The following is a 26574-nucleotide window of genomic DNA, read 5'->3' on the forward strand; positions in this document are numbered from 1 at the left end:
TTCACCAGAACATCCGGTGATTTGGGTCGCCTCGACAGTCCTCGCCCCAACAATCACGCAGGGCTGACCATGCAAGCCACCTTTGAAAAACCGGCTCTAATAAAGGAAAAAAGCGCCTTCTTGGCAGAAGCCGGGATCACCGCACCACGAATTCCGCGTGCAGCGCCCCGGCCGCCTTGATGCTTTTCAGGATGTCGATCATGTCACGCGGCGCCACGCCCAGCGCATTGAGCCCGGCAATCACCTCCGACAAGGAGGTTCCCGGCGGTACCTCGGCAAGGCCAATGCCCTCGTCCTCTTCGATATCGGCGGCGGTCCGGGGCACCACCACGGTTTCCCCCTCGGCAAAGGGGTTGGGCTGTACCACCACCGGGGCTTCCTGCACCCGCAGGGTCAGGTTGCCCTGGCTCACCCCCACGCGGGAAATCCGCACATCCTGCCCCATGACGATGGTGCCCGACCGCTGATCCACCACCACCCGCGCCTTGCGTTCGGGCTGGACCAGAATATTCTCGATCCGGCCCAGCATATGCGCCGGGGAGCGCGCCCCGGTCGCGGCCACGTCAAGCCGCACCGTCCCGGAATCAAGCATCAGGGCCACGCGCCGCCCGAAGGTCTGGTTGATGGCGTTTTCAATACGTGCGGCGGTGGTGAAATCCGGCTCCCGCAGGGCAATGCGCAGGGTGTCCAGCGACGAGAGGGCAAAGTCGATCTCGCGCTCGATCCGCGCGCCCGAGGGGATCACCCCCGAGGTCGGAACGCCCTGCACCACCTCTGCCGCGGCCCCCTCGGCCGCCGCACCGCCGGCAATGATCGTCCCCTGGGCAACGGCATAGATCTGCCCATCGGCAGCATTGAGCGGCGTCATCACCAAGGTCCCGCCCAAAAGGCTACTGGAATCGCCGATGGCCGAAACGGTCACGTCGATCTTGCCGCCCGCCCGGGAAAACGGTGGCATGCTGGCCGTTACCAGAACCGCGGCCACGTTCTTGGGGCGAAACTGCTCCCCTGTCACGTTCACGCCCAGCCGCTCAAGGATGTTTGTCATGATCTCCTCGGTGAACGGCGCATTGCGCAGCCCGTCGCCGGTGCCGTTCAACCCAACCACCAGGCCATATCCCACAAGGTCATTGCCCCGGACCCCGTCGAATTCCACAAGGTCTTTCAACCGGATCGGGGCGGCATGGGCCACACCCGAGGCAAGGATAACGGCAAACAGCGTGGCAAGGCCCGCGGTCGCGATCAGAAGGCGGCGCATCAGGGTCATGACAGGAAATTCACCAAGCTCAGGCGCGAGGATCGCGCGGTGATCGTGTATAGCGATTCAAGCTGAAGCTGTACCGCCTCAAGCTCGGTCGCCGATGTGAAACGGTCCACCGCCGTCAGGCTGTTACGGGCCTGCTCAAGCCCCGAAATCTCGCTGGCGATGCGGCTGCTGGACTGTTCGATGCGATATTCCGCATGGCCTAGGTCGGCGCGCAGCACGGTCATCTGCCCCTGTGCCTGCCAAAGCCCTTCTCCGGCCCCCGCCAAAAGGGCCTGCCGATCCCCATCGCCCAGGGAAAGGCCCTGGTCCCCGGCCAGAACCGCCAAAACGGTATTCTGCAAGCTCTGGCGCAGGGCCGGTGAATCGGCCCTGATGTCCAGGGTCACCGCTTCGCCCGCGCCCAGCGGGATGGCCCCCATGGGATCGGTCCCGCCTTGGTAGACCACGGTTTCGAAATCTCCGCCGGGGGCAAAGAAACCAGCCACGGCCGTTTCCACGCTGGCCGCATCGCTTGCCCCGCCCAGCGCGGCTTTCACGGCGGTCAGGATGTCATGCGATGGCGCCAAGGCCGGGGTTGTCACCGCGGATCCGGAAAACAACGCCCGCCCCGAGGCCCGGGCCGACAAACTGCTGACAATGGTATCCAGCACGTCACGCGCCTGCCCCGCCATGACCGGCAGGGCAACGCCACCACCCGTGGTCGTGGCCAAGGCAAGGCTTTCGGCCAAGCGCCCGGTTTCGGCCTCAACACGCCCAAGGGCCGCTTGCATCGCGCTGGCAATGGCACCCGCCTCGGTCGCCGCTGTCTTGTAACTCCGGTTCAGGGTCAGGCTCTGCTCGATATCGGCCAGCCCGGACAATTGCCCCGACAGGTGGCGCACCGGATCGGCGGCGCGCCCGGTCGTAACCTCCTGGGTCAGGCGTGTCATCTGGGTTTTCAATTCGGTGTTCTGGCGGCGCAACATGACGCTACGCGCCAGATCACCGATGGTTTGCATGCTCATGGTTCAAATCCTCAGAAGGCGGTCCATCATGGTATTGATCGTCTCGATCAGGCGGGCATTGGCGGCATAGGCCTGTTCGACCTGCAGCAGGCGCTGCATCTGGTCATCGCTGTCGACGGCGTTGCGCGCCGCCATATCGGACAGCTCCGAATGGCGCGCATTGGCAAAAGTCAGAGACTGATCCTGCGACAAACGCTCTTGCCCGATCCGCGAGACAAGCGCACCGATGTGGCCCGACAAATCCCGCTGTGTCGCCCCAAGCCCGCCCGAGGCCATGCTTTCGGGGTCCGCCAGGGCATTGACCATTGCCTGCAAAAGGCTGCTGTCTCCGGCCGGGCCGGGCCCCGCCGCGCCCAGGCCGTCGCGCAACCGCCATGCCGCGCCGCCTTGTCCGGGGTCGGCTTGGGCGTTGAGGGCGATGCGCCCGGCAAGGCCCACTTCCCCGGTCGCGTCAAAGGCGGCGCCCGCATCGGTGAACAACCCGGGATCGCCCGGGCTTAAACCCGGGTCCGGGCCGGGGGCCTCAAATCGCGTGATCAGGTCACGCGCCACCGCGTCCAGATCGCGTTGCGCCTCCACGGCCACCCCATCGCGCAGCTCGAACAGCGCGGACAGGCGGCCACCGCCGACAGGGCTGTTTGGCCCGCGCGGCTCTACCGCCACGCCGTTGATCGTCAACCCCGACAACAGGCCGTTATCGCCGGTCATATGGGGGGCCACGACATTCGATTCGGTGAACTCCAGCCTGGCCACCGTCCCATCCAGAAGGATCGCCCCCCCGGTGGTGAAAACAGCAATCGCGCCATTGTCGCGCGGCACACTGCGGATCGGCACCACCTCGGACAGTTGCGCCAGAAGCTGATCGCCCTGGTCCAGAAGCCCCGCCGTCACATGGCCCGATGTCGTGGCCGACACCACGGTACGATTGATGCGCTGAAGCTGCTCCAGGGCGGTATTGACCTGCTCGACCGCCTGCGCAATCTCGCCATCCGCCCGGGCCCGCGCGGTCTGGATCGCACCCGAGGCGGCATCCAGCGCCCCAACCACTTCGCCCGCACGGGCAATTGCCGCGCTCAGCCGGTTGTCGTCCTCGGGCCTGGTGGCGGCCGTCACAAGGCTGGCCTCGAATGCGGCCATCCGCCCGGGCAGGGATTGCGCCTCGCCCGGAAGGCCGATGGCACGCTCGACCCCCTTCAGGAAATCGGCCTTTGTCCAGGCCTCTGCCCGCTCTCCCGCCGACAGCATCATATCGGCGGCAAGGGCCTGATCCACGTGCCGTTGAATACCTTCGACCCGCACACCGCCGGTGGTGTTGCGCGCCGAAAGGCTGACCTCGCGCGTGGCATACCCTTCGGTCAGGGCATTGGCGAGGTTGCCCGAGATCACCTGCGCGGTGCGCGATGTGGCCGATAGCCCGCTCAGCGCATTGTTAAGGGCGGTCGATATACCCATGCCTATGGTCTCCTTATCAAGGGGTCAGGCGGTGCGCTTACCGCTTGATGTTGGTGGTTTCCTGCAACATCTCATCGACGGTCTGGATCACCTTGGCGTTCGAGGAATAGGCCCGCTGCGTCTGGATCATATCGGTCAACTCCCCGGCGACATCGGTGGCCGACTCCTCCAGCGCGAAAGACACCACATCACCGGTCGGGCCATCCCCGGCATCCCAAAGGAAGAAGGATCCGCTTTCAGGCGACGGCAGGTAGGTTTGCTGATCCATGGCCACCATCCCGTTGGGATTGGGCAGATCGACCAGCGGCACCTGATAGATGATCCGCGTGGTCCCGGTGTCGAATGAGGCATGAACAAAGCCGTTCTCGTCCACCTCCGCCGAGGTCATGCTGCCCACGGGTGAGCCGTTCCTGGACATCGACATCGGGGCGAAACTGTCCGATAGCTGGGTCATCCCGTCGCGGGCCCCCAACTGCCCGATGTTGATCTCCATCGGCCCGCCCGCCACGTTGACGATCAGGTTGCCCGTGGCCGCGTCATAGGCCCCGCCAGTGCTGGCGCTGACGCTTTGCAATGTGCCCCCCGAGGGGCGCGCATTGTCGAATTGCAGGGTATATTCCCCGATCACCGCCCCGCCCTGGGCCGAATCCGTCAGGGTCATGGTCCATTCGTTGGACGACCCCGAGGCCGGCACCGTTGGCGTGAATTCGATCAGGATATTCTCGGATTTTCCAAGGTTGTCATAGTACTCGACCGGCAGTTGTTGCGGCGTACCGCTCGCTCCTGCCGCGGTACCCGTCGCCGGAAGGTTCACACCAAGGTCAAGCGCCGTCGTGGGTTCCCCGGTCAACTGGTTGACGTTGATCTGCACCGGCTCCAGCCCATCGCTGGTATCACGCGGAAAGGCCGGGATCGTGCCGTCGGGGTTGGCGGGCCATCCCATAAGAACAAGGCCCGATTCCGTGCGCAAACGCCCCTCGGAATCGGTGCGGAACGATCCGGTGGTGGTCAGCATCATCTGCGCATTGCCATTGCCCACTTCCACCTCGCTGGCCGCCGCCACGGGAAGCATACCGCGCCCACGCACCGCAAGGTCGGTGGGGTTCGATGTGGGCACAAGTGACCCGCGTTCATCGATCAACCGCTGCGTCCCGGCCCGGACACCACCGGCCGAATAGCTGCCGCCATTCGACGAGATCACAAGCGATTGGAAATCGGCCTCGACCCGTTTGTAGCCATAGGTGGCCGAATTGGCGATATTGTCGGAAATCGCGGCAAGGCGCGTTGCATTCGCGCTCAAACCCGCCACACCGGCATTCAACGAGGAAGAAATAGTCATGGATACGCCTTTCTGCTGCATCGACAGGAGTCGGGCACCAGATGTAAGGCGTTCCATTTAACAGCGGCCTAACAGATAAAATGCCGCCTATTTCAATCGCTGTCCGACCGCAGAAAGATCACCTCGATCCGATTGTTGCGGATCGCCATGGGGTTGCGCACCGCCGGTTCCCTGTCGGCATGGCCCGTGACCCGCTGTATCCGGTCAGGGGCCAGCCCACGATCCTGCAAAAGCTGTCGCATCGCATTGGCACGCTCGGCGGATAACTCCCAAACAGGGTTATACGCCAAAACGACCGGCGCGGCACGAATATGCCCTTCCACCGCCACGCCGTTTTGCACCAATGCGCCCGCCTCGTTCAGGAGACCCGCGATCTGGTACAAAAGGTCCGTGGGCTCGGCCGTGCCTGCCTTGAAAAGCTCTGCGCCCGGCAAATCGAATATCTCGATCAGCAATCCCTCGTCGGTCAAACGCGTGAGGATATGCCGCCGCGTCTTGCGCGAGATCGTGCTTTCCCCGGCCTTGCCGCTAAGCATATCGTCCAGCGTCTCAAGGTCACTGTCCGGTTTGGCCTCGGGCGTTTTCACGGCATCGCTTTTCTCGGCCCCTTTGACCGCCACGCCCATCTCGCCCCGCGCTTGTTGCGATTCGGTCGGGCGCCGGTTCGTGGCGCCGGTGCCATTCTGCGGCAGGGCCTCTTCCGAGAACACGCTTTCGCCCCCGAAATTACCATCACCGCCCCCCGATATCCGGTTGATCGGAATCGTCGGGCTAAAGTAATCCGCAATGCCTTTTCGTTGTTTTTCCGTCGTCGCGTTCAGCAGCCACATCAAAAGAAAGAACGCCATCATGGCGGTCACGAAATCGGCATAGGCAACCTTCCACGCCCCGCCGTGATGACCATTGCCAACCGTGACCTTCTTTCGTTTGATGATGACCGGCGCGGCGTTACCACCCGGCGCGCTCATCTTCACCACCTTTCTCTCACCCGGGGGCAGGGATATCAGGCGGGCATTAATGGCCGCTTAACATTTACAATTGTTAAGACTTTGGCGTTTCGTACGACTCGTACGATCATCTTCCAGACCCCTGCGGTTTTCGTACGAAAACCGGCGGTCGGTCGTACGACTCGTACGAAAATCAGTAATCCTGCGCCTTGCGGATTTTGGTCATCCTTTGTCCGGCGGCAATGGCATCGCCAAGGGTGTGAATCCCGGCCGCCTGCATCACCCCGATCATCTGCAGGAACACCTCTGCCGTCGCCATGGCATCGCCCAGCGCGGTGTGCCGCAATTCCGGCGATATTGTCACGCCGAACCGTTCGGCCAAGGCATCCAAGGTATGCTCGCCCGTATGTTCGTAAAGTGCCGCAGACAGAAGAACGGTACATAGAACCGGGTGGTCAAACTGTTGCCCGATCACGGGTTCATCGCGCCTGAGAAAGGCCATATCGAAGGGCGCGTTATGGGCAACAAGCACGCCGCCCTCGCAATACCTATGAAACGCCTTCCCTGCCGCCACGATATCTGGGGCCTCGGTGACCATATCATCGCTGATGCCATGCACCTTGGTCGAGGTCGGCGGGATCGGGCAACCGGGGTTGACCAGCGTGTCGAACACCTCTCCCCGCAGGATACGCCCATTGACGATCCGAACGCCCGCAATCTGCACGATCCTGTCTCCGCCGCTGGGCGCAAGGCCCGTTGTCTCGGTGTCGAAGACAACAAACGACAGATCCGAAAGCTTCCGCTCGGCGATCTCGCCAACATTCGTCGGCAAGTTGAAGTCATAGAACTCGGGCCGCACATCTCCCGCGGCCAGGGAAGGCGCGCCCGACGCGTCGAGTGGAAGCACGATGCGATGCCCGTAACCCCCTGTTTCTGACCAGATTTCCGTGCGATGCCCTTCCACGACATCGCGCCCCGAATAAGCGCCATAGCTTTCCGACAAGGGCTGTTTCAGCCATGTCTCAAGGTCGCTTTCACGGACCTCGGTGCCTTGCCATTGCACGCTTAGCCAGACCTCGGCGCCATGTCGTTCGGCCCGCAAGGCAAACTCATCGCGCCCCGCGTCCTGCGACAGGCCCTGCACGACGCGGGCCATGACCTCCATGATGGCAAAGCCATCACACCGCAGGAAATGCGCGCCACCCTCGGTTTTCACGGGCAGGTCAACACGCGCCTTCAGCCCTTCAAGGATGTCATCCGCCGCCACTCTGGACATCGGCCAATGGCGTGTGGTGATTTGCGCATGCCGGGCATCAACCTCACGCAGGCAATTGAAAAGGCGCGATAATTCTTCGTTCATCGCGGCATCGAAGGTGGCCCGCGTTTTGGGCGGAATATCCGCGTCCGACTGCAAGACATCCAGAACCGCACCAATCGCCGCCGCCGGGCGACGGACTTCTTCCATCAGCGTGTTGAACAGGTGGTCCCGCTCGGCATGGGCCTGCAAATCCTCGGTCGCGTCATGGAAAATCAGGACATGACCCAAACGGTCCTCCCCCGACAAAACCGGGCTCACCCGCCCCAACAAGAAGCGTTCGCCATCCGTTGTCGGCACAAGGAAACTTTCGGCCTCCGAATGGCCCCGCGCCAGGTTTCTGTCCAAACGCTCAATCGCGTGGTTCAAGGGGTCCAATCTTATGTACGCGCGCAATGGCCGGTCCAACCCCAGATCGCCCAGCAAATCCTCGGCCGCGCGGTTGAACAGCATCAGGCGGTTGTCAGGCGTCACCACCACGACCCCTTCGGCCAAATCCCGCAGCAAGGCCTCGAACAGGGCCTTTTCGCGCGCCAGGCGGTCGGTTTCGCGCGCAACGGCGCGTTCCTGTGCCTCGCGGGCTTCGGAAAGGGCTTCGTGAATGGCCCGCGCCGCCGGGGCCAAGGCCCCCAGATAGCGGGCCTGTTCCTCGTCTATCCCGGCCCCGACATCGGCCCGCGCCCGGGTATTCAAATCCGAGGCCAGCCCAAGGATCGGGTGTGCCACGTTCTCATCGAAAAGGTAACCGATCCAGGCGGTTAACCCCAGGATACCAAACCCCGCCGCAAGCCCGGCCAGGACATAACCATCGACCGGCCCGCCATTGCGACCATAGCCAAGCCACAGGGCACCGATCAGGATCGCAACGCCCCCAAGGCCAAGCGCCGCGAAGAACAATGCAAAGCGCAATCGCAATCCAAAACGCTCACGCATTGGAGGGCTTTTCCAGCAGGGTCTTGATACGGTTGGTCAGGTCCGACGTGGCAAAGGGCTTGGTCATGAAATCATCGGCCCCAAGCGCCATGCCCTTGCGCCGCTCCACCTCGCCGCCACGGGCGGTCATCATCAGAACCTTGATATTTGCCAGCCTCGCGTCACGACGGATGGATTGGCAAATCTCATATCCCGAACTGCCCGGAAGCATGACATCCAACACCACCAGATCGGGGTGATCCTTGACAATCGCCTCCATCGCCCGGGTGCCATCCGCAATCCGTTTCAGGGTATATCCCTGCCGCGCGATCAGGTGCTCAAGGGCAAGGGCGATATTGTCCTCGTCCTCCACCAGCAATACTTTCTTCCCCTCCATCGCTCCGGCCTCCCTCCGGCTCAATCGGTGCAGACCGCACCGTAAATCGGATCCGCCCGCGTCACCGGCAACCATTTGGCCGCCTCCTCGGGATCGGCAAGCGCCGCTTCGGTCGCAAGCGCGCGGGCCGGGTCATCACAACGGACCAGTTCCATCACCTTCCCCGGCGCCTGCCACCGTTCGAACAAATACAGATCGACAAGCCGCGCGCCTTGAACTGAATCATTTTCGCGGATTGCCGCGACATCCGCGGCCATGATGCGTGTCGTCTGGGGCACAACATAGGTCCAGGGCTTCCAGAAACGCGATACCTCGACGGTGTCGATCACCTCGACCCCCTCGGGCAGGGCCGCCTTGGTTCGGCCTGCCCAACTGTATTCCGACCAGATGGCAAAGCCGATCATGGTCACACCCGCCGCCACCGGCATGACCCATTTCGGCAAACGGTTGCCCGTCACCATGTTGATCACCAAGACAACGCCGGCAGCCGCGAACCCGGCAACAAAACTGGCTATTAGTTCCATGAACATCGCGATTTACCCCAATGCGCCTTTGCCCTGCCCGACCGCCGATTGCATGGTCTTGATCACCATGAAGGCATCGCGCAGATGGTTGCGTTCCAACTCCGAAAGCGCCCCGGGCGCCATGAAATTATCGGGGCTTTCCCCATTCCTGATCTGCATGGCCTGATGGCGCAGGCGGGTTTCCGCGATCAGCTCGTAAGCATCCAACAGGTCATGCGCGCCCGATTGGGAAATCACGCCCCTTTCGCGGGCCTCTTCGATCCGATCAAGCGTATTCACCGCCTCGAACCCGCCCTGCAAGGCATAGATCCGGCCCAGATCCACCACCGGCACCACGCCGGAAAGCTTCAGGTCCACCATGTTCTTGTGCTCCCCCGACCGGATCAGGGCAAAACCCCGGAACAGGTTCAAAGGCGGCGTATGCTTGAGCGAGTTGGAAATCATATGCGCCACGAAGATCGAATTCTTCTGCGCCATTGCAAGGGTTGCGGCCTGCATATCCTCGAAAAGGGTTTCATCCCCGGCAATCGGGCGCAGATCGAACATGACCGAGGCCAGCATTTGCGCCTCGTTGTCGGGCTGTGCGATCCAGCCTTTGAAGTACTCCTGCCAGACCCGGCGGGGTTGGCGCCAACGCGGGTTGGTGGCCATCATGTCGCCGGGGCAATAGATGAACCCACAGGTATTCAGCCCATCACTGACAAACTGTGCCAGCCGGGCGAAATAGGCGTCATGCTCGGGCGTCATGTCATCGTGCAGGATCAGGCAATTGTCCTGATCCGATAGCCCGGTCTGTTCGCGCCGGCCCTGGCTTCCACAGGCCAGCCATAGATAGGGCACCGGCGCAGGGCCAAGCTTTTCCTCGCCCAGAACCAGCAAACGCCGGGTGATCGCATCGGTGATATCGGTGATCCGCCGCGTGACCGCCTGCGGCCGGGTGCCCGCGCTTACCAGTTGCGACAAAAGCTCCGGCACACGGTGCATCACCTGCGCCATGGTCTCGGCATCATCGGCCTGCACGATATCGGCGATCATGTGGCTGGCCGTGGCGGCCTGTCGGCGGAACAGGTCGGTCTTGCCGATCATCCCCACGATACGGCCCCGGGATTCCACGGGCAGGTGGTTGATCCCGTGGTCCGACATCATCATCAAGGCATCCAGCCCAAGGGCATCGGGCGCGATTGTCATCGGCTTGGGCGTCATCACCTGCGCCACGGGGATATCCCCGGTCAGGCCCTCGGCCAAGACCTTGTTGGTCATGTCATGCACGGTGACAATGCCGGTCAGCGCCGTATCCTCCATCACCAGAACCGAGGAAATCTTCTTGTCGCGCATCACCCGCGCCACATCTGTCACGCTGTTGGTTTCCGGGCAGGTCACCGGCGTTTGTGCCATCAGGTCCGCAACCTGCAAGGCGGTCAGGCCCGTCGCGTAAGGGCCTTCATCCCGCTCCCCGTCGGCAGGGGCAGAGCGGCCGAACCAAGCCGACAGGTCTTCACTACTTTCCAAGGCGGTCAGGAACACCTTGGCCGGGATCAAGATAAGCTGACTGTCCTCGGTCACCCGCGCGGTCAGCATGGCCCGCCCGTCTCGCAACAGGCCCCGCTCCCCCATGATATCGCCCGGGCCCCGCTGCGAAATCAGGTCGGCGTTGCTCGACTCGATATCCAGCATGCCGCGCTCCACAAGGTATAACCCCTCAAGCGGCCCACCTTCCTTGAACAAAACCGTCCCGGCAGGGGCGGTGATGCGACTGGCCGCTTTGGCAAGCGATCGGCGCTTGGCCTCGGACAGCATGTCGAAAGGGGCGTTATGGGTCAGAACATGCAGAATCTCTGCGGGGCTTTCGGCCATGCAAGTGGCTCCTGTCGGATGGGGATAAACTATCTGTCAAAAAGACATCGCCCGTCTATGCAAAATAGCATGGGCAAGGATGAAGGGGCGCCATTGGCGCCCCTTGCAATACCGTTCTAGTGATCGGCAGCAGCCGCGCCTGCACCTTTCGGCACGCGGACACTTTCGACCAGATCGTCGATTTCCTGCGGGATCGGATCGCTCGATTTCGACACGATGAAGGCCACGGCAAAGTTGATCATCGCACCAACCGCCCCGAAGGAGGTCGACTTGATGGTCCCAAGCAGCGGATCGGCATCGGTGAAGCTGTTCGTATCCGGGATGAAGAACCACCCCTTATGCAGGAAGATATAAACCAGCGTCACGATCAGACCGGCCAACATGCCCGCCACGGCGCCCTTGTTGTTCACCTTGGTAAAGATGCCCATCATCAGCGCCGGGAAGATCGAAGCCGCCGCCAGACCAAAGGCAAGCGCCACGGTCTGCGCCGCGAAACCCGGCGGGTTCAAGCCCAGGTAGGAGGCCACGACAATGGCCACCGCCATCGCGATACGGGCCGACAGAAGTTCGCCCTTCTCGCTGATGTTCGGGTTGAACTGCCCCTTCACAAGGTCATGGCTCACCGCCGACGAGATCGCCAGCAGGAGGCCCGCCGCCGTGGACAGGGCCGCCGCCAGACCACCAGCCGCAACCAGACCGATCACCCAACCCGGCAGGTTGGCGATCTCGGGGTTGGCCAGAACAAGGATATCGCGGTTGAAATTGGTCAGTTCATTGCCTTCCCAACCGGCTTCGGCGGCCTTGGCCTGCATCTCGGCATTGCCGTCGTTGTAGTACTGGATGCGGCCATCGCCGTTCTTGTCTTCCCAACCCAAAAGGCCAGTGGTCTGCCATGTCGCCATCCAGTCATAGGCCGGGTCGCTTTCGATCTGCTCAACCGAAACGGCCTGACCGCTGGTGCCTTCCGGCCACATCAACTCGGTGATGTTGAGACGCGCCATGGCGCCAACCGCCGGGGCCGTAAGGTAAAGCAAGGCAATGAAGACAAGCGCCCAACCAGCCGACCAACGGGCATCCGCCACCTTGGGCACGGTAAAGAAGCGCATGATCACGTGCGGCAGACCCGCAGTCCCGATCATCAGCGACAGGGTGAACAGCACCATGTTCAGCGTATCGGCGTGGTGCGCGGTATACTCGTTAAAGCCCAGTTCGGTCACGATCTGGTCCAGCTTGGCCAGAAGCGGCTCACCCGAAGCGGCGTGATCACCGAACAGGCCAAGCGCCGGAATCGGGTTGCCGGTCAGTTGCAGCGAGATGAAGATCGCCGGGATGGTATAGGCAAGGATAAGCACGATGTACTGCGCCACCTGCGTATAGGTCACACCCTTCATGCCGCCGAAAACGGCATAGGCGAACACCACACAGGCCCCGATCAAAAGGCCGGTCGTGTTGTCCACCTCAAGGAAGCGGCCAAAGGCCACGCCCACGCCGGTCATCTGGCCGATCACATAGGTGGTCGAGGCCACGATCAAACAGATCACGGCAACCAATCGCGCGGTGGGGCTGTAGAAACGGTCACCGATAAATTCCGACACGGTGAATTTGCCGAACTTCCGCAGGTACGGGGCCAGCAGCAGCGCCAGAAGCACGTAACCACCGGTCCACCCCATCAGGAAGGACGAGTTGTCATAGCCGGTAAAGGCAATCAGACCCGCCATCGAGATGAACGAGGCCGCCGACATCCAGTCGGCTGCCGTCGCCATACCGTTGGTCACCGGGTGAACGCCACGCCCGGCGGCGTAGAATTCGCTGGTCGATCCGGCACGCGCCCAGATGGCGATCCCGATATAAAGCGCGAAAGACGCGCCGACGAAAAGCAGGTTAAGTGTAAACTGATCCATCTGTCAGGCCCTTACTCTTCGCCAACGCCGTGTTCGGCGTCCAGCTTGTTCATCCGCCAGGCGTAAAAGAAGATCAGGCCAAGAAAGACCAGGATCGACCCCTGCTGCGCAAACCAAAAGCCCAGGTCGGAACCGCCTACGGCAATCCCCGACAGGGCCGGGCGCAGCAGAATACCGAACCCGAATGACACGAGCGCCCAGATGATCAGGCTCCCGATGATAAGACGCAGATTGGCTTTCCAATACGCGTTGTTTGAAGACTCTTCGGACACCTCTTGTCCTCCCGTTCCAGTTTCCTCTTTGCCGGTGACGCGGGCGCGCAACCGGCTCTCCCTTACGCGACCACCTGTTCGACGATCACGGTCAGTTCTTTTGCGATGGCGTCGATATCGCCCATCGCATCGACACGCTTCAGCGCGCCCATGTTGTCGTAGTATTCAATCAGCGGCGCGGTCTGCGCGTGATAGGCCTTGAGACGCTGCGAGACCGTCTCGGCATTGTCATCGGCCCGGCGCTTCATCTCGGTCCCGCCGCATTTGTCGCATTTGCCCTCGATCTCGGGCTGCTTGAATTCGTCGTGGTAGCCTTCGCCGCAGACGCCGCAGGTGTAGCGGCCGGCAACACGCGCCACCATGGCCGCATCGTCCACTTCAAGGCTGATCGCGGCCCCGATCTGGCTTCCGCTTTCAGCCATAAGTTGATCCAAGGCCTCGGCCTGTGCCGTCGTGCGCGGGAAACCGTCAAGGATAACACCGCGCGCGCAATCATCGTCGCCCAGTCGGTCACGCAGGATCGCGATAACGATCTCGTCGCTCACCAAATCCCCGGCTTCCATGACGGCTTTCGCCTGTTTGCCAGCCTCGGTGCCCGCGGCAACCGCCGCGCGCAAAAGGTCCCCGGTGCTCAGTTGCACAAGGCCGAACCGCTCTTGCAGCATCCGTGCCTGTGTTCCCTTTCCCGCACCCGGCGGCCCCAGCAAAATAAGATTGGCCGCTGTTTGCGGCGCTTGCGATCCGTCCATCGGTCGAGTCCTCCTGTCCCTATCCGGCATCACCCCCGCAACATCGGGGTGATTGCCCTTGGGTTAGCCGCCGCACTCCTCCGTTTGCGGCGTCGCAGCAATAATGTTGCGACTTGGGCAGCCCTGCTTGTCCATTCGTTCGCGAACATTACATGGAATCTGTAAATTTTGGAATATGTCCTTGTTAATCCGAGATTTTTTCGGAAATTTCTTTTCAGAAAAGCCTCTGTTTCTGTAAATTATTTCACACCGCCGGGAATTTGTTTAGTTTTCAAAGCTCTGCTGCCCTTGGGTAAACCCCCGCACATGCCGCACGACTCTGCATTGCAGCAACCGATCGCCGGCGCATCAACAGGGTGACAAACCGACGCGGCGGGCGACTCAACCATTTAGCGAATCATCCCCGGCAACGCCCGGCTCATACACCATCAATGCGATCTGCTCCGCGCCTGCCCCCGAACCGGTTTGTTATGTGAAATTTGAAACAGATGCTCAGGACTTGCCGTTTGGCAGGCAGGGCAAGCTGCGGTAATGTGCATCCAACAGGCCAGGATGGCCGGAACCTAATCCAGAGACGCGTGTGGTGTGTAGGGAGCACGTGGGGTAACGGAGGGGACTGGCATCCGCCGATTTCCCTCCGTTTTCACATCAAGACGCTGAATCAGGCCGAAACGCCTGCCAACTCACAAATGATCTGCCATTCGGACTCGCTTACCGGCTGTACGGACAGCCGCGAATTCTTGACCAGAACCATATCGGCAAGGCGCTCGTCCTGCTTGATCATGTCCAGCGTCACGGGGGTTTTGACACCCTCAAGTGCCTTGATGTCCACGCATTCCCAACGTGGGTCATCCGTGGTGCTGTCCGGGTGGGCCTCGGCGATCACTTCGACGATACCCACAACCGCCTTTTCCTTTTGGCTGTGATAGAAAAAGCCCCGGTCGCCCACCGTCATCTCGCGCATGAAATTGCGCGCCTGATAGTTGCGCACGCCGTCCCATTCCTCACCCGCATCGCCCTTGGCTTGCTGGTCGTCCCAACCCCAGGTCGACGGCTCGGATTTGAACAGCCAATATCGCATGGCTCAGATCACTTTCTTCCACGGGATCAAGTCGACCGACGCAAAAAGCCCGGCCTTGGCATAGGGGTCGTCATCGGCCCAAGCCTGTGCCGCTGACATGTCTTCGACCTCCAGAATGACCAAAGAGCCCGTCATCTCCCCTTCATCATCCAAAAGCGGTCCGGCTTGCGACACCACGCCGGTTTCCTTGACATAGGACAGATGCGCATCGCGGTTGGCTTTGCGTATGTTCAGGGCGCCGGGCTTGTCGCGGGCGATCAGGGCAATCAGCATTCATTCTTCCTTCAATGGTCGTGACAACAACATATCCATAGCCTGCTCCACCTGCAATTCCCCGGCGATCAAACCGGTGATCGCGGCGGTGATCGGCATCTCAAGGCCAAGCGCCCGCGCCTTGGCATGCACCGCTCGCGCCGTGGCGGCCCCTTCAACGGTTACCGATGGGTCAAAACCCTCGTTTCGACCCAAACTCAGCCCAAAACGATAGTTTCGAGATTGATCCGAGGTACAAGTCAGCACCAGGTCGCCAAACCCCGACAGCCCTGCCAAGGTCTCTGGTTCGGCTCCAACGGCCTCGGCCATGCGGGTCATCTCGGCAAAGCCACGGGTCATCAGGGCCGCGCGCGCGCTATCGCCCAGGGCGGCCCCCATGACAACACCTGCGCCAATGGCCATCACGTTCTTCAACGCCCCGCCCAGCTCGGCCCCGGTGGTATCACTGGTACGATAAAGCCGTAAGTTGGGCGTTGTTAGAGACTGTTGCAGGGTTGGTCCGGCCGCATTGTCACCACAGGCCAATGTCAGGGCGGTTGGCAACCCCTTGGCAATATCCGCGGCAAAGGATGGCCCGGTCAGAATGGCCGCCGTCGCCTTGGGGCAAACCTCTTGAATAATCCCGATTGGGCCTTGGCCTGTGCTCAATTCCATCCCTTTGCAACACGCCACAAGCTGCGCCTGACCAAACGCGCCTTGATGCGCCTCCAAAACGGCGCGCAAGCGCTGCATCGGGACAGCCAAAAGTATGATGTCTTGCTTGGAAACAGTCTCTAACTCACTGCAAAACGTCATATTCTCGCCCAAGGGCACGCCGGGCAAACGCCGCTCGTTTCGCGCCGTGCGCTGCATCTCGGCGATATGGGCCGCGTCATGCGCCCAGAGTCGGACCGGGCGAACCCGTGCCATTGAAACCGCCAAGGCGGTACCAAATGCGCCCGCGCCCATCACCGTAATCATGCCTTGGCCCCCTTCTTGCCACTGCCCAGCATCGCGGGGCTGTTTTGATCCAAAGGCCATCGGGGCCGCGCCGCAAGATCCATGCCATCACGCCGGCCCAGCGCGAACAACTCGGCACCGGCATAGGCAATCATCGCGGCATTATCTGTGCACAACCTTAGTGGTGGCGCAAGGAACGCCGCGTCGTGCCTTGATGAAACAGTCTCTAATGCACCGCGGATAGCGCCATTCGCCGCAACTCCACCGGCCACTGCAATCAGCGGCTCAGGCGGGTTTTCGTCACGGTAAAGCGCCATGGCACGCCGGGTTTTCTCGGCCAGAACATCCACCACGGCGGTTTGAAACCCGGCGCATAAATCGGCCCTGTCCTTATGGGTCAACCCGCCCTTTTGCGCCACCAGGGCATCCCGCGCTCGTAAAACGGCGGTCTTCAATCCCGAGAACGACATATCGCATCCCGGCCTGTCCAACAGCGGGCGGGGCAGATTGAACCGGTTTGCATCGCCCTTGGCGGCCTCTTGCTCCACCGCCGGGCCGCCCGGTTGCGGCAGGCCCAAAAGCCGCGCAACCTTGTCAAAGGCCTCGCCCGGGGCGTCGTCGATGGTCCCGCCAAGCCGCGAGAAATCCTCGGGCCCCCGCACGATCAGGAACTGGCAATGCCCGCCCGACACCAAAAGCATCAAGTAGGGAAAAGCCGCCCCATCCGTCAGGCGTGGGGTCAGGGCATGACCGGCCAGATGGTTCACCCCGATCAAGGGCAGCCCCGTGCCCGCGGCAATCCCCTTGGCGCACATCACGCCCGACAGAACCCCGCCAATCAGGCCGGGACCGGCGGTGACCGCCACGGCATCGAGATCGTCAAAGCCAACCCCGGCCTCGCGCAGCGCGGCGGCAACCGAACTGTCCAGCTTCTCGGCATGCGCCCGCGCCGCGATCTCTGGTACGACACCGCCAAAATCTTCGTGCAACGCGGTCTGGCCGTGTACGACCGACGACAAAACCGCCGCCCCCTCCGGCCCAACCCGCACGACAGCCGCTGCCGTATCGTCACAGCTGCTTTCCAAGCCGAGGATCGTCAGGGTCTGGTTCATGGGGTGCCCGTTGCATGAGTGCTGTCAGGCAGGTAACACCAAGGGGTGGCACAGACAACTGCGGACCCCTAATGACGGCAACCATCCTGATCACCCGGCCCGAGCCCGCGGGTTCAGAGTTTGCCGCGGCATTACGTACAAAACTCGGCAAAAAATGTACGGTTTGTACATCGCCGCTCATGCAAATCGAGGTCTGTGCCAATTTGCCCGACCTCTCGAACGTCGGCACCCTGATCTTCACCTCTCGCAATGGGGTTGAAGCCTTTGCAAAGCTTGCGGACCGGCGGGATATACCGGCCTATGCCGTCGGCCCGGCCACCGGTGACGCCGCCCGCGCCATCGGCCTGTCCGTAACCGAGGGAGAGGGCGACGCAGAACGCCTGATCCCCCAGGTCATCGCCGATCTGCCCCCGCGACCTTGCCTGCATATCAGGGGCGAGCACGTCGCCGCACCCCTGGCCAAAATCCTGTCTGGCGCTGGAATAGACACTGATGAAGCCATTTTGTACCATCAGCGCCCAGTGCCCCTAACACCCGAAGCGCACCGGATTTTGGAGCGGGAGGAAAACGTTATTCTCCCCCTGTTCTCCCCGCGCAGCGCGCGGTTACTTTTTGCCCAAGCGCACCATGCAAATTGGCGTGCGCGCCTAACCATCGTCGCGATCAGCCAAGCCGCGGGCAATCAAGTGCCAGAACGCTACCTTGATGGCGTGGTCGTCGCCAAGGCCCCAAATGCCGAGGCCATGCAGCAGGCCGTCGAACAGCTTTGTATCAAAGCCAACCGACTTGAGGGTCGGTAACCTGCACAGTAAGGTCCAGAAGGTGCGCCCCGCGCACAAGATTCGAAAGGGTTTTTATAGTGGCTGGAAAAAACAAATCTTCAAAAGACAGTGCGGTGGATGACAGTTCCGCAACTGACACGGAAAATCCGCTGTCCGAAGACAGCCAGACCAACGAGATTGACACGACAGACGCCAAAGCGGATGCAACCCCGGATTCCAAGGCAGATGACAGTACGCCCGAGGAAAACCCGACGGATCAGGAAGAAGACGCAGACGCAGACGCAGACGCAGACGCAGACGCAGACGCAGACGCAGACGCAGACGCAGACGCAGACGCAGACGCAGAACCCGAGCCGGCAAGCGAAGTCGCGTCAACCGGCAACGACAGCGCGTCTGAAGCTGCCCACGCGGCACCACAAGCCACAGAAACTTCAGAAAAACAGGTTGTCGTTCGTAAAGGCGGTTTCTTTCCCATGTTGCTTGGCGGCCTTGCCGCCGGGGCCATCGGCATCGGTGCCGCACAGTATATACCCGAGGGTTTCCTGCCATTCGGCGCGCAATCCGAAGACATCACGACAGCCGATCTTCAAGCCGCGCTTGACGAGCAGGCCGCCCGTATCGCCGATCTGAACAACAAGGTCGAAGCCGCCGCACAAGGCCCTGATCTGAGCGGTATCGAAACGGCGCAGGAATCGATTGCGGCCTCTGTCTCGGATGTTTCCAGCCAACTTGCAGATGTCAAAAGTCAGCTTTCCACGCTCGACTCGCGGCTGACCGACGTTGAACAACGCCCGATTACCGAAGGGGCATCTGATGCCGCCGTCGCCGCCTACGAAAGAGAGCTTCGCGCCCTGCAGGATGCAATGGCCGCGCAGCGTTCGGAAATCGAAGCGATGACCGCGGAAGCGCAGCAAATGGAAGATAACGCCGAAGCCACGGCGCAAGCCACCATGCGTCGCGCAGCCCTGACTCGGATTCAAACTGCACTGGATGCGGGCACCGGATTTGCACCCGCCTTGGCCGATCTGCGAACTGCCGGGGCGGAGGTGCCTGAAGCGCTTGAAACCGTCGCCGAAGATGGTGTTGCCTCACTGACGGCACTACAGGAAAGCTTCCCCGAAGCGGCGCGGCGGGCGCTTGCGGCGTCGCGCTCTGTTGCGACGGACGACGGCGGTGGATTTTCCGATTTCCTTTTCGCCCAACTGGGCGCACGGTCGCTTGAACCGAGAGAAGGTAACAGTGCCGATGCGGTGCTAAGCCGCGCCGAGGCGGCGTTGCGCGAAGGGCGTTTGAATGATGCCTTGGCCGAAATCGAAAGCCTGCCCGAACAGGGCCGCGCCGAACTGTCGGACTGGGCCGGCAAGGCCGCCCGGCGTTTGGATGCCGTGGCCGCCGCGCAAGCGCTTGGCGAGAACCTGAACTAAACCTGAAAGGGCGTTTTTATGCTTTGGTCGATTATTAAAATAGTTGTTTTCGGCGCCCTGGTTGCTGCGGCCGCTTATGGCGCTTGGTTCCTTCTGGAACTTGACGGCGGGGTACAGATCGTCATGGCGGGATATGAGTTCAACCTCAGCCCGATGATGGCGGTGATCGGACTTTTGCTTTTGGTGCTGGCAATCTGGATTTTCCTGAAGCTGGCCGGGCTTTTGATCGCGGTTCTGAAATTCATCAACGGCGACGAAACAGCCCTGTCGCGCTACTTTGATCGCAACCGTCAGGAAAAGGGGTATCGCGCTTTGTCCGAGGGCCTGCTTGCCTTGGCCTCTGGCGAGGGTGATCTGGCGATGAGCAAGGCCAACAAGGCCGAAAAATATCTGAAGAAACCCGCCCTGACCAACCTGATCACGGCACAAGCCGCCGAAATGTCGGGTGACCGCAAGAAGGCCGAGGCGGTTTATAAGCGCCTTTTGAAGAACGAGAACACCCGCTTCGTGGGCCTGCGTGGCCTGATGAGGCAGAAGCTTTCGGACGGGGATACGCAAACCGCTTTGAAGCTGGCCAAAACCGCCTTTGCCCTCAAGCCCAAGCATGGCGAGGTTCAGGATGCACTGTTGCAACTGCAGGCCAAAAGCGAGGATTGGCAGGGTGCGCGTGAGACCCTGAACGCCAAGCTTAAATACGGCACCTTGCCGCGCGATGTTCACAAGCGGCGCGATGCGGTCCTGGCCTTGTCCGAAGCGCGCGAGGTTCTGGACGAGGGCCAAAGCATCGAGGCACGCGAAGCCGCGATCGAGGCCAATCGCCTGTCGCCCGATCTGGTACCAGCGGCGGTGTTGGCGGCACGCGGTTATATCGAACAAGGCTCCAAACGCTATGCAACGCGGGTGATCAAGAAAGCATGGGATGCCCAGCCGCACCCCGATCTGGCCGCAGTCTTTGCCGAGATCGAACCCGATGAAACCCCGGACAAGCGTTTAAAGCGGTTCAATAAATTGCTGCGCGTTCATCCCGACAACCGTGAGACCAAACTGCTGGAAGCCGAGCTGCATATCGCCGCCGAAGATTTCCCGGCAGCGCGGCGGGCCTTGGGCGATTTGGCCGAAGGAGATCCGGATGCGCGCGCCCTGACGATCATGGCCGCGGTAGAGCGGGGCGAAGGCGCCTCGGACGCGGTGGTCAAGGGATGGCTGGCGCGGGCGCTCTCGGCACCGCGCGGGCCGCAATGGGTCTGCGACAACTGTCACCACATCCACGCCGAATGGGCGCCGGTTTGTGAACATTGCGAGTCGTTCGACACGCTGTCGTGGAAAGCGCCGCCCGCTCAGGCCGTCAGCACAGCCACAGGCGTTGAGATGCTGCCGCTGATTGTCGGAACGATTGAAGACAAGTCAGTGGATCAGCACGAGGAAACCGAGGCTGAGGCCGACGTGTTGGATGCCGAGATCGTCGAGGACGACGGCAACAAGTCTGAGGAAAGTTCCGAAAAATAACGCTTCCACAGGGGCGCGCACGGTGCTATAGCCGCGCCCCGAGTGCCGGTGTAGCTCAGCTGGTAGAGCACGTCATTCGTAATGATGGGGTCGTAGGTTCGAGTCCTATCACCGGCACCATTACTCTTCACCAACCGTGAAAATTTTCTACTGTAATCAACACCTTCGGCATAGCCGCAAGGTGACGTTTACGCTTTCGATTTTCAGGCATCCTGATTAGGTTACGTTCAGAATTGGCAGAAAGAGCCGATCTCGGGACTTAATAACCCCACCGCAAACGGCCGGTGTCGGCCAAAATGACACCTCCTCGATCCCTATGGTCAGGGAGGTACTGGCGTATGTTCAGGGCTCCGGCCTAAAGGCCAGCGCGGTCGTCTCTTGACGGCTTACTAACTCCCCAGCCGCCAGAGCCTCCAATCCGAAAACCGCGCATGCGTCCCAGATTACCGGACAACGTACAGTTAAGGCCTGTCAGCAAAAGCGGGGCCTGGCATTTTTCATGGGGTCGACCGTTCAGTCCATCATCGAGAAGTAATTCGCCTGACGATCCACAAGTTCCTCGTGTGTGCCCGCCTCGACAATGCGGCCTTCGTCCAGAACGACGATACGGTCGGCGTGGCGGATAGTCTGAAGGCGGTGGGCGATGACAAGCGTCGTGCGCCCCTTTGACAAAGCTTCCAGCGCCGCCTGCACTTTGCGCTCCGTGCCCCTGTCCAACGCCGAGGTGGCCTCGTCCAGAAGCAGGATCGGCGGGTCGCGCAGGAAGACACGCGCAATGGCAACGCGCTGTTTCTGCCCACCTGAAAGCATGACACCACGTTCCCCTACCATCGTATCGAGACCATGCGGCAGCTCGGCCACCATCTCGGACAGCTGTGCCTGGTGAACGGCGTGCAGTATCTGGTTTTCAGACGCATCGAGCCGCCCGTAGGCGATGTTGTCGCGCAGGGTGCCGCCGAATAGGAAGACATCCTGCGACACTAGACCCACCTGCCGCCGCAGGCTGTCGAGGGTCATGTCCGCGACGGACTGGCCGTCGATCCGGACCTCGCCCGACGTCGGCGCATAAAACCGCGGAAGCAAGGCCATCAGCGTGCTTTTGCCCGCGCCAGACGGACCAACCAGCGCAACCGTCTGGCTTGGTTCCACGGCAATGGACACGCCATGCAATACACCTCGCGCGCCATCGTAGGAAAAGGCAACGTCGTCGAACTCGATCCGCCCGGTCAGGTCCGGCGCGGGCTTGGCGTCCGGCGCATCGGCAATCTCGGCCCGCTCGGCCAGAAGCGCCTGGAACCTCTGGAACCCGGCAATGCCGCGCGGATAGGTTTCCACCACCGCCGCTATCTTCTCCAGCGGGCGGAAGAACACGCCGACCAGCAGCAGGAACGCCACGAAACTGCCCGTCGAGAGCGAGCCGGAAAAGACATATCCCGCGCCCGCCACCATCACGATCACCTGTACCGAGCGTAGCCCCATGTAGTGCAACGTCGTCAGCGCCGCCATGATGCGGTAAGCTTCCAGCTTGGTCTTTCGATAGCCCCTGTTGGCATCCGCGAAAAGCGCGCGTTCATGCGCCTCATTGGTAAAGGCCTGCACTACGCGGATGCCGCCCAGCGTTTCCTCCAGCCGCACGTTGAACTGGCCCACCCGGCCATAGATCGCCTGCCAGGCCCGGGTCATTCGCCCGCCATAGACGGCCAGCAACACGACCATTACCGGCACGATCACCGCCGTCATCAGCGCCAGCGGCACGTGCAGCCACAGCATCAGGGCAAAGGCCCCGATGAACGTCATGATGGCGATGAACAAGTCCTCGGGGCCGTGATGCGCCACCTCGCCGATCTCTTCGAGATCGCGGGTCACGCGGGCCACCAGCTTGCCGGTCTCGGCCTTGTCGAACCAGCCCCAGTTCAACCGCGTCAGATGATCGAAGGCCCGCGCCCGCATCTCGGTCTCGATGTTGATACCCAGCTTGTGGCCCCAGTACATCACCACCGCCATCAGGCCTGCGTTGATCAGATACACCACCACCAGCCCGACGGCGGCCCACATGGTCAGCGCCCACTCTCCGCGGGGCAGCAGATGGTCGATGAACCCCGCCACGGCCAGCGGAAAGGCCAGCTCCAGTAAGCCCGAGATCACCGCGCAGCCGAAATCCAGCCAGAACAGGCCCATATGCGGGCGGTAATACTCGAAAAACTGACGCAGCATGGGAAATCCTTCAGGACTGGGCCACGTCTGACCGGCGCGGCTCATGTTCTCGGTCCACTGTTTAAAAGAGCTTTACCTTGCCGTCCAGTAGGCGGCCGCCCGCGACTCACCTTTCTGGAATCCCCTTTCGTTCAACCACTTGCGCGCCTGCTCTGCCTCGGACTTTTCGGCGGCGAAGAAGATGTGCCGGTCATTGTCAGGAAACGGCAGGCTGGCCAGTGCCGACAGCGGCGTTTCCCCCTTGCCCCGGATACACCAGCGCAGCATGACACCTTCGGGATGCGATATCTGCTGAATGTCTTCCGAATGCGGCACGACGATCGCAGCCGCACCGCGCGCGTCGCTCGGCAAGGCGGACAGGATTCGCGCCATGACCGGCATCGCGGTTTCATCCCCGACCAGCCCAAGCCAGCCAACCGGCGCGGGATAGCCCCTCCCGCCCGGGCCGGTCAGGGCGATCTCGCCCCCCGGGCTCACCCGGTCGCACCAAGCCGTCACACGCCCGCCATCATGGCGAAACACGTCAAAGCTCAGGCGCGTGCCCTGCCGCGTGGGTTCAGCCTCGCGCGTGGTATAGACCGGCCGATGCCACTCACCGATCCCGCCGGGCCAGTCCGTCGCGCCCGTTTCGTCCGTCACCGGCCAAGGCGCATCCGCCGGCCCCATCAACAGACGGAAATGCAGCGGCTCGTTGGCAAACCGCCCGAGATCCTCGCCCTCGATCACCACCCTGCTGTAGGACGGTGATATCCGCGTCACCCCGGCGATCCGGGCAAGCGCTTGGTTTCCGGGCCTTTTTCCGGCCATATCTTCCTGCCACTCGGGCACAAGCCCCATACCGGCCAGCCGTTCGACAAGTGTGTCGCAGATCAGCTGCAGGCCGGTCGCATCGGCTGCATCGACGGTGATCGCCGTGTCCTTTCCCCGTGGCTCGATAACAAGACCGCCCGCCATCAGGCCGATGCGAATCCCGTCGCCATGCGGCTCGACCGGCCGCTCGGCGGCTTCTGCAAAGGCCCGAAAGGCGGCGACGGCGCGTGTGCCGTCAACCGCCAGCATCGCTTTCGCAACCGTCATCCTCGCCTCAAAACGTGTAGTCGAGCTGCAGGCCGATCTCTTGCCCGTTACCCAACCCCTGAAGGCTCGCGCTGCTGTTCTCGTAGACCAGGTAATCCTCGTCGAAGAGGTTCGTCGCATAGGCCGTGATCCTGGCCTGGTCCCATGCGTAGCCGACGTTCAGATCGAGCGTGGTGAAGGCGCTGAGCGTGTCCGGCGTCGCGTTGTCAAAGCGCGATTTCTGCCGCCCGGTATGTTTGACCACCCCGGAAGAGAACCACCCGGTCGGCGCCCCCCAGCGATACCCGACCGCTGCCGTGAATTCCGGCGCATTCGGAAAGCCAAGCCCGGTGTAATTCACGCCGCCGGTGTTGAAATCCTTGAACTCGGTGTGAAGCAGACCGAACGAGGCGAAGAGATCCAGCTTGCCGGTTGCCGCGTAGTCCAGCTCGAACTCGGCACCGTAGGATTCGGATTCACCCGCGTTGACGATACTGTTGTTCGGAAACAGGCCGATCTCGACCTGCTGGTCGTCCCATGTCTGCCAGAACGCCGTCGCCGAGAAACCCAGCTGGTCCTGCAGGAACCGCCCCTGGTAGCCCAGTTCGACGACCGTGGAGGTTTCCGGATCGAAGCGGTACGCGCCTGTCACGTTGTTCCCGGCGCCGCCGGGACGGTAGCCCTGCTGCACCACAAGCGATATCCTATCCTCGTTGGACAGTTCGCGCGTCAGGCCCAGCTTGCCCAGGGCGACCACGTCGTCATAGGAAAAGCTGGTCGTGACGCCGGAAACCACCTGCGTCGTTGTTTGGTCGATATGATCCAGCCGTCCGCCTGCGATCACCGACCAGCCGGGCGCGAATTCATAGGTCGCTTCGCCGAAAACCGCCGTATTGTTGGTTTCGATGTCCGTCATCTGGTTGATGCCCATGGTCAGCGGCTGCGTCGGATCGGCAAGGATTCCGGTGTTGAAGTAGGTGCCACGGCGATACGTATCCCGCACCTCGCGGCCGGCATAGGCGCCCAGCACCCAGCGCAGACCCTCGTCTTCGTAGTTCAGGCGGAATTCCTGCGTGAAGAGGTCCTGCTGCTGCCCCGCATCGGCCGAAGTAAGCTCACCCGGGTTGCCGAAGTTCAGGGAGCGCACATCGGTTTCCGACATCGACACGCTCGTCATGGAAGTGAACTCGAGGTTGGGATTGATATCGTGCGTGATCTCCAGCCCGAAGTTGTCCGTGGTCGTGTTGCGCACTTCTTCCAGAACCGTCAGCAGCCCAAGCTGGTTTTCCGGCGGGATGCCGAAAAACGTGCTCAACGCCGCCGAGTTCGCCTGCAGGACCGGAAAGTTCGGGCTCAGCGTCCCATTGACATCACCGCGGTTGGTGCCACTGGCAACGATATTGGGGCTGGTGTTGTCATAGGAGTGAGAATAGCTGAGCAACACCCGCGTGCGGTCGGTTGGCGTCCACAAAAGCTTGCCGCGCAGCGTGTGATACTTGTCCTCGCTGATGTCGTCATAGCCGCTGAAGCCCTGGTAGGAGGGATAGTCGATCGAACTGTCCTTGTGGTACCACTCGCCGCTAAACCGGATCGCAACGGTGTTTGAAACCGGGCCCGTTGCCGCGATGCCCACGGTTTTGCGGTTGTCGCTGCCATAGGTCAGGCGCATCGCGCCCCCGGGTTCGAACTCCGGGTCCTTGGTTTTTACATAGACGGCACCAGCCAGCGCGGCGCGGCCGCCGAGCGTGGATTGCGGCCCGCGATAGACCTCCACCTGTTCGACATCGAAGGTCGAGCGTGCGCCACGGCGCGTGCCCTCGACCGTTTGCTGGACACCGTCGATATAGAAAGATGCCAGCGGCGCGCCCAGCCCCGGCGTCTGACCTTCGGAATTGACGCCGCGGATGACAAAGCCGGTCAGCGCACTGTCCCCGCCCTGCACGTTGGGGATCAGGCCGAACGTGTCCTCGATTGACGCAATGGTGGCATCGTCCAGTTGCTCACCCCGCACGACGCTCAAAGGCGCAGTACTGCCCTCGGCATCGGTCGAAGTGCGGTCGCCATAGATTTCCAGTGTACCAAGGTCGAACGGAATTTCGCCGTCCTGCGCCTGCGCGGCCGTAACGGCAAGGATCGGAATGCTGCTGGTCAGAACCAGCTTCAGGAGCGGAGAATTAAGCAAGGCCAGTTGTCCTTCGAAAAATCGTTTGGAAAAGAGCTGGCTGGCGCATCGCTTGCTTTGTTGATCAAACTA

Annotated in this window: 22 protein-coding genes and 1 tRNA gene; 4 read left to right on the top strand and 19 right to left on the bottom strand. The window is 61.8% G+C overall.

The window, feature by feature from the left end; genetic code table 11:
* Window positions 1-136: 136 nt before the first annotated feature.
* The 16 genes from RBB32_RS12965 to tsaD form a co-directional block, all read right to left on the bottom strand.
* A complete protein-coding gene (locus RBB32_RS12965) occupies window positions 137-1267 on the bottom strand; it encodes a flagellar basal body P-ring protein FlgI (protein WP_371931057.1) in 1131 nt (376 codons plus the stop codon).
* Window positions 1264-2271 (bottom strand): flagellin, encoded by a 1008-nt coding sequence (locus RBB32_RS12970; protein ID WP_306153140.1) that lies wholly within the window; start codon window positions 2269-2271, stop codon window positions 1264-1266. Before RBB32_RS12970 ends, RBB32_RS12965 begins: the two co-directional genes overlap by 4 nt.
* Window positions 2272-2274: 3 nt before the next feature.
* A complete protein-coding gene (gene flgK, locus RBB32_RS12975) occupies window positions 2275-3723 on the bottom strand; it encodes a flagellar hook-associated protein FlgK (RefSeq protein ID WP_306153141.1) in 1449 nt (482 codons plus the stop codon).
* A gap of 37 nt (window positions 3724-3760) precedes the next feature.
* Entirely contained in the window at window positions 3761-5062 is a 1302-nt protein-coding gene (locus RBB32_RS12980) for a flagellar hook protein FlgE (protein WP_306153142.1), read from the bottom strand.
* Between the two features lie 92 nt (window positions 5063-5154).
* Window positions 5155-6030, bottom strand: a complete 876-nt coding sequence (locus tag RBB32_RS12985; RefSeq protein WP_306153143.1) for a flagellar motor protein MotB — start codon at window positions 6028-6030, stop codon at window positions 5155-5157.
* A gap of 172 nt (window positions 6031-6202) precedes the next feature.
* The gene (locus tag RBB32_RS12990; protein ID WP_306153144.1) at window positions 6203-8257 is read right to left on the bottom strand and encodes an exonuclease domain-containing protein; all 2055 of its coding nucleotides are present in this window, start codon (window positions 8255-8257) and stop codon (window positions 6203-6205) included.
* Entirely contained in the window at window positions 8250-8633 is a 384-nt protein-coding gene (locus RBB32_RS12995; protein ID WP_306153145.1) for a response regulator transcription factor, read from the bottom strand. The genes RBB32_RS12990 and RBB32_RS12995 overlap by 8 nt, the downstream gene beginning before the upstream one ends.
* A gap of 20 nt (window positions 8634-8653) precedes the next feature.
* Window positions 8654-9157, bottom strand: coding sequence for a hypothetical protein (locus RBB32_RS13000; RefSeq protein WP_306153146.1), 504 nt, complete (start codon window positions 9155-9157; stop codon window positions 8654-8656).
* Between the two features lie 12 nt (window positions 9158-9169).
* A complete protein-coding gene (locus RBB32_RS13005; RefSeq protein WP_306153147.1) occupies window positions 9170-11011 on the bottom strand; it encodes a DUF294 nucleotidyltransferase-like domain-containing protein in 1842 nt (613 codons plus the stop codon).
* Between the two features lie 116 nt (window positions 11012-11127).
* Window positions 11128-12912 carry a sodium:solute symporter family protein gene (locus RBB32_RS13010; RefSeq protein ID WP_306153148.1) on the bottom strand — a complete coding sequence of 595 codons (1785 nt, stop codon included), beginning with the start codon at window positions 12910-12912 and terminating at the stop codon, window positions 11128-11130.
* An 11-nt stretch (window positions 12913-12923) separates the two neighbouring features.
* A complete protein-coding gene (locus RBB32_RS13015) occupies window positions 12924-13184 on the bottom strand; it encodes a DUF4212 domain-containing protein (protein WP_306153254.1) in 261 nt (86 codons plus the stop codon).
* 62 nt (window positions 13185-13246) lie between these two features.
* Complete coding sequence (locus RBB32_RS13020; RefSeq protein ID WP_306153149.1) at window positions 13247-13933, bottom strand: adenylate kinase; 687 nt, start codon at window positions 13931-13933, stop codon at window positions 13247-13249.
* A 661-nt stretch (window positions 13934-14594) separates the two neighbouring features.
* Window positions 14595-15014: an EVE domain-containing protein gene (locus tag RBB32_RS13025; protein WP_306153150.1), complete on the bottom strand. Its 420-nt coding sequence runs from the start codon at window positions 15012-15014 to the stop codon at window positions 14595-14597.
* 3 nt (window positions 15015-15017) lie between these two features.
* Window positions 15018-15287 carry a YciI family protein gene (locus tag RBB32_RS13030; protein WP_306153151.1) on the bottom strand — a complete coding sequence of 90 codons (270 nt, stop codon included), beginning with the start codon at window positions 15285-15287 and terminating at the stop codon, window positions 15018-15020.
* Entirely contained in the window at window positions 15288-16247 is a 960-nt protein-coding gene (locus tag RBB32_RS13035; RefSeq protein WP_306153152.1) for an NAD(P)H-dependent glycerol-3-phosphate dehydrogenase, read from the bottom strand.
* On the bottom strand, window positions 16244-17338 hold the full coding sequence (tsaD, locus tag RBB32_RS13040) for a tRNA (adenosine(37)-N6)-threonylcarbamoyltransferase complex transferase subunit TsaD (RefSeq protein WP_306153153.1): 1095 nt from the start codon (window positions 17336-17338) through the stop codon (window positions 16244-16246). Before tsaD ends, RBB32_RS13035 begins: the two co-directional genes overlap by 4 nt.
* A 71-nt stretch (window positions 17339-17409) precedes the next feature.
* On the opposite strand from tsaD, the gene RBB32_RS13045 reads away from it, so the two are divergent.
* From RBB32_RS13045 to RBB32_RS13060, 4 genes are all read left to right on the top strand, one after another.
* Window positions 17410-18138, top strand: a complete 729-nt coding sequence (locus tag RBB32_RS13045; RefSeq protein ID WP_306153154.1) for a uroporphyrinogen-III synthase — start codon at window positions 17410-17412, stop codon at window positions 18136-18138.
* Between the two features lie 95 nt (window positions 18139-18233).
* Complete coding sequence (locus tag RBB32_RS13050; protein ID WP_306153155.1) at window positions 18234-19544, top strand: COG4223 family protein; 1311 nt, start codon at window positions 18234-18236, stop codon at window positions 19542-19544.
* A gap of 18 nt (window positions 19545-19562) precedes the next feature.
* Window positions 19563-21050 (top strand): heme biosynthesis protein HemY, encoded by a 1488-nt coding sequence (locus RBB32_RS13055; protein WP_306153156.1) that lies wholly within the window; start codon window positions 19563-19565, stop codon window positions 21048-21050.
* A 44-nt stretch (window positions 21051-21094) separates the two neighbouring features.
* Window positions 21095-21170 (top strand) — tRNA-Thr (locus RBB32_RS13060).
* Between the two features lie 393 nt (window positions 21171-21563).
* Here RBB32_RS13060 and RBB32_RS13065 read toward each other — a convergent pair.
* The 3 genes from RBB32_RS13065 to RBB32_RS13075 all read right to left on the bottom strand — a co-directional run bounded on the left by RBB32_RS13065 (window position 21564) and on the right by RBB32_RS13075 (window position 26502).
* Window positions 21564-23264: an ABC transporter ATP-binding protein gene (locus RBB32_RS13065; RefSeq protein ID WP_306153157.1), complete on the bottom strand. Its 1701-nt coding sequence runs from the start codon at window positions 23262-23264 to the stop codon at window positions 21564-21566.
* 72 nt (window positions 23265-23336) lie between these two features.
* Window positions 23337-24341, bottom strand: a complete 1005-nt coding sequence (locus RBB32_RS13070) for a siderophore-interacting protein (protein ID WP_306153159.1) — start codon at window positions 24339-24341, stop codon at window positions 23337-23339.
* A 7-nt stretch (window positions 24342-24348) separates the two neighbouring features.
* Window positions 24349-26502: a TonB-dependent receptor gene (locus RBB32_RS13075; RefSeq protein ID WP_306153161.1), complete on the bottom strand. Its 2154-nt coding sequence runs from the start codon at window positions 26500-26502 to the stop codon at window positions 24349-24351.
* Between the last annotated feature and the right edge of the window lie 72 nt (window positions 26503-26574).

It is taken from the genome of Roseovarius sp. MMSF_3281 (genome assembly GCF_030733685.1).
Taxonomy (GTDB): Bacteria; Pseudomonadota; Alphaproteobacteria; order Rhodobacterales; family Rhodobacteraceae; genus Roseovarius.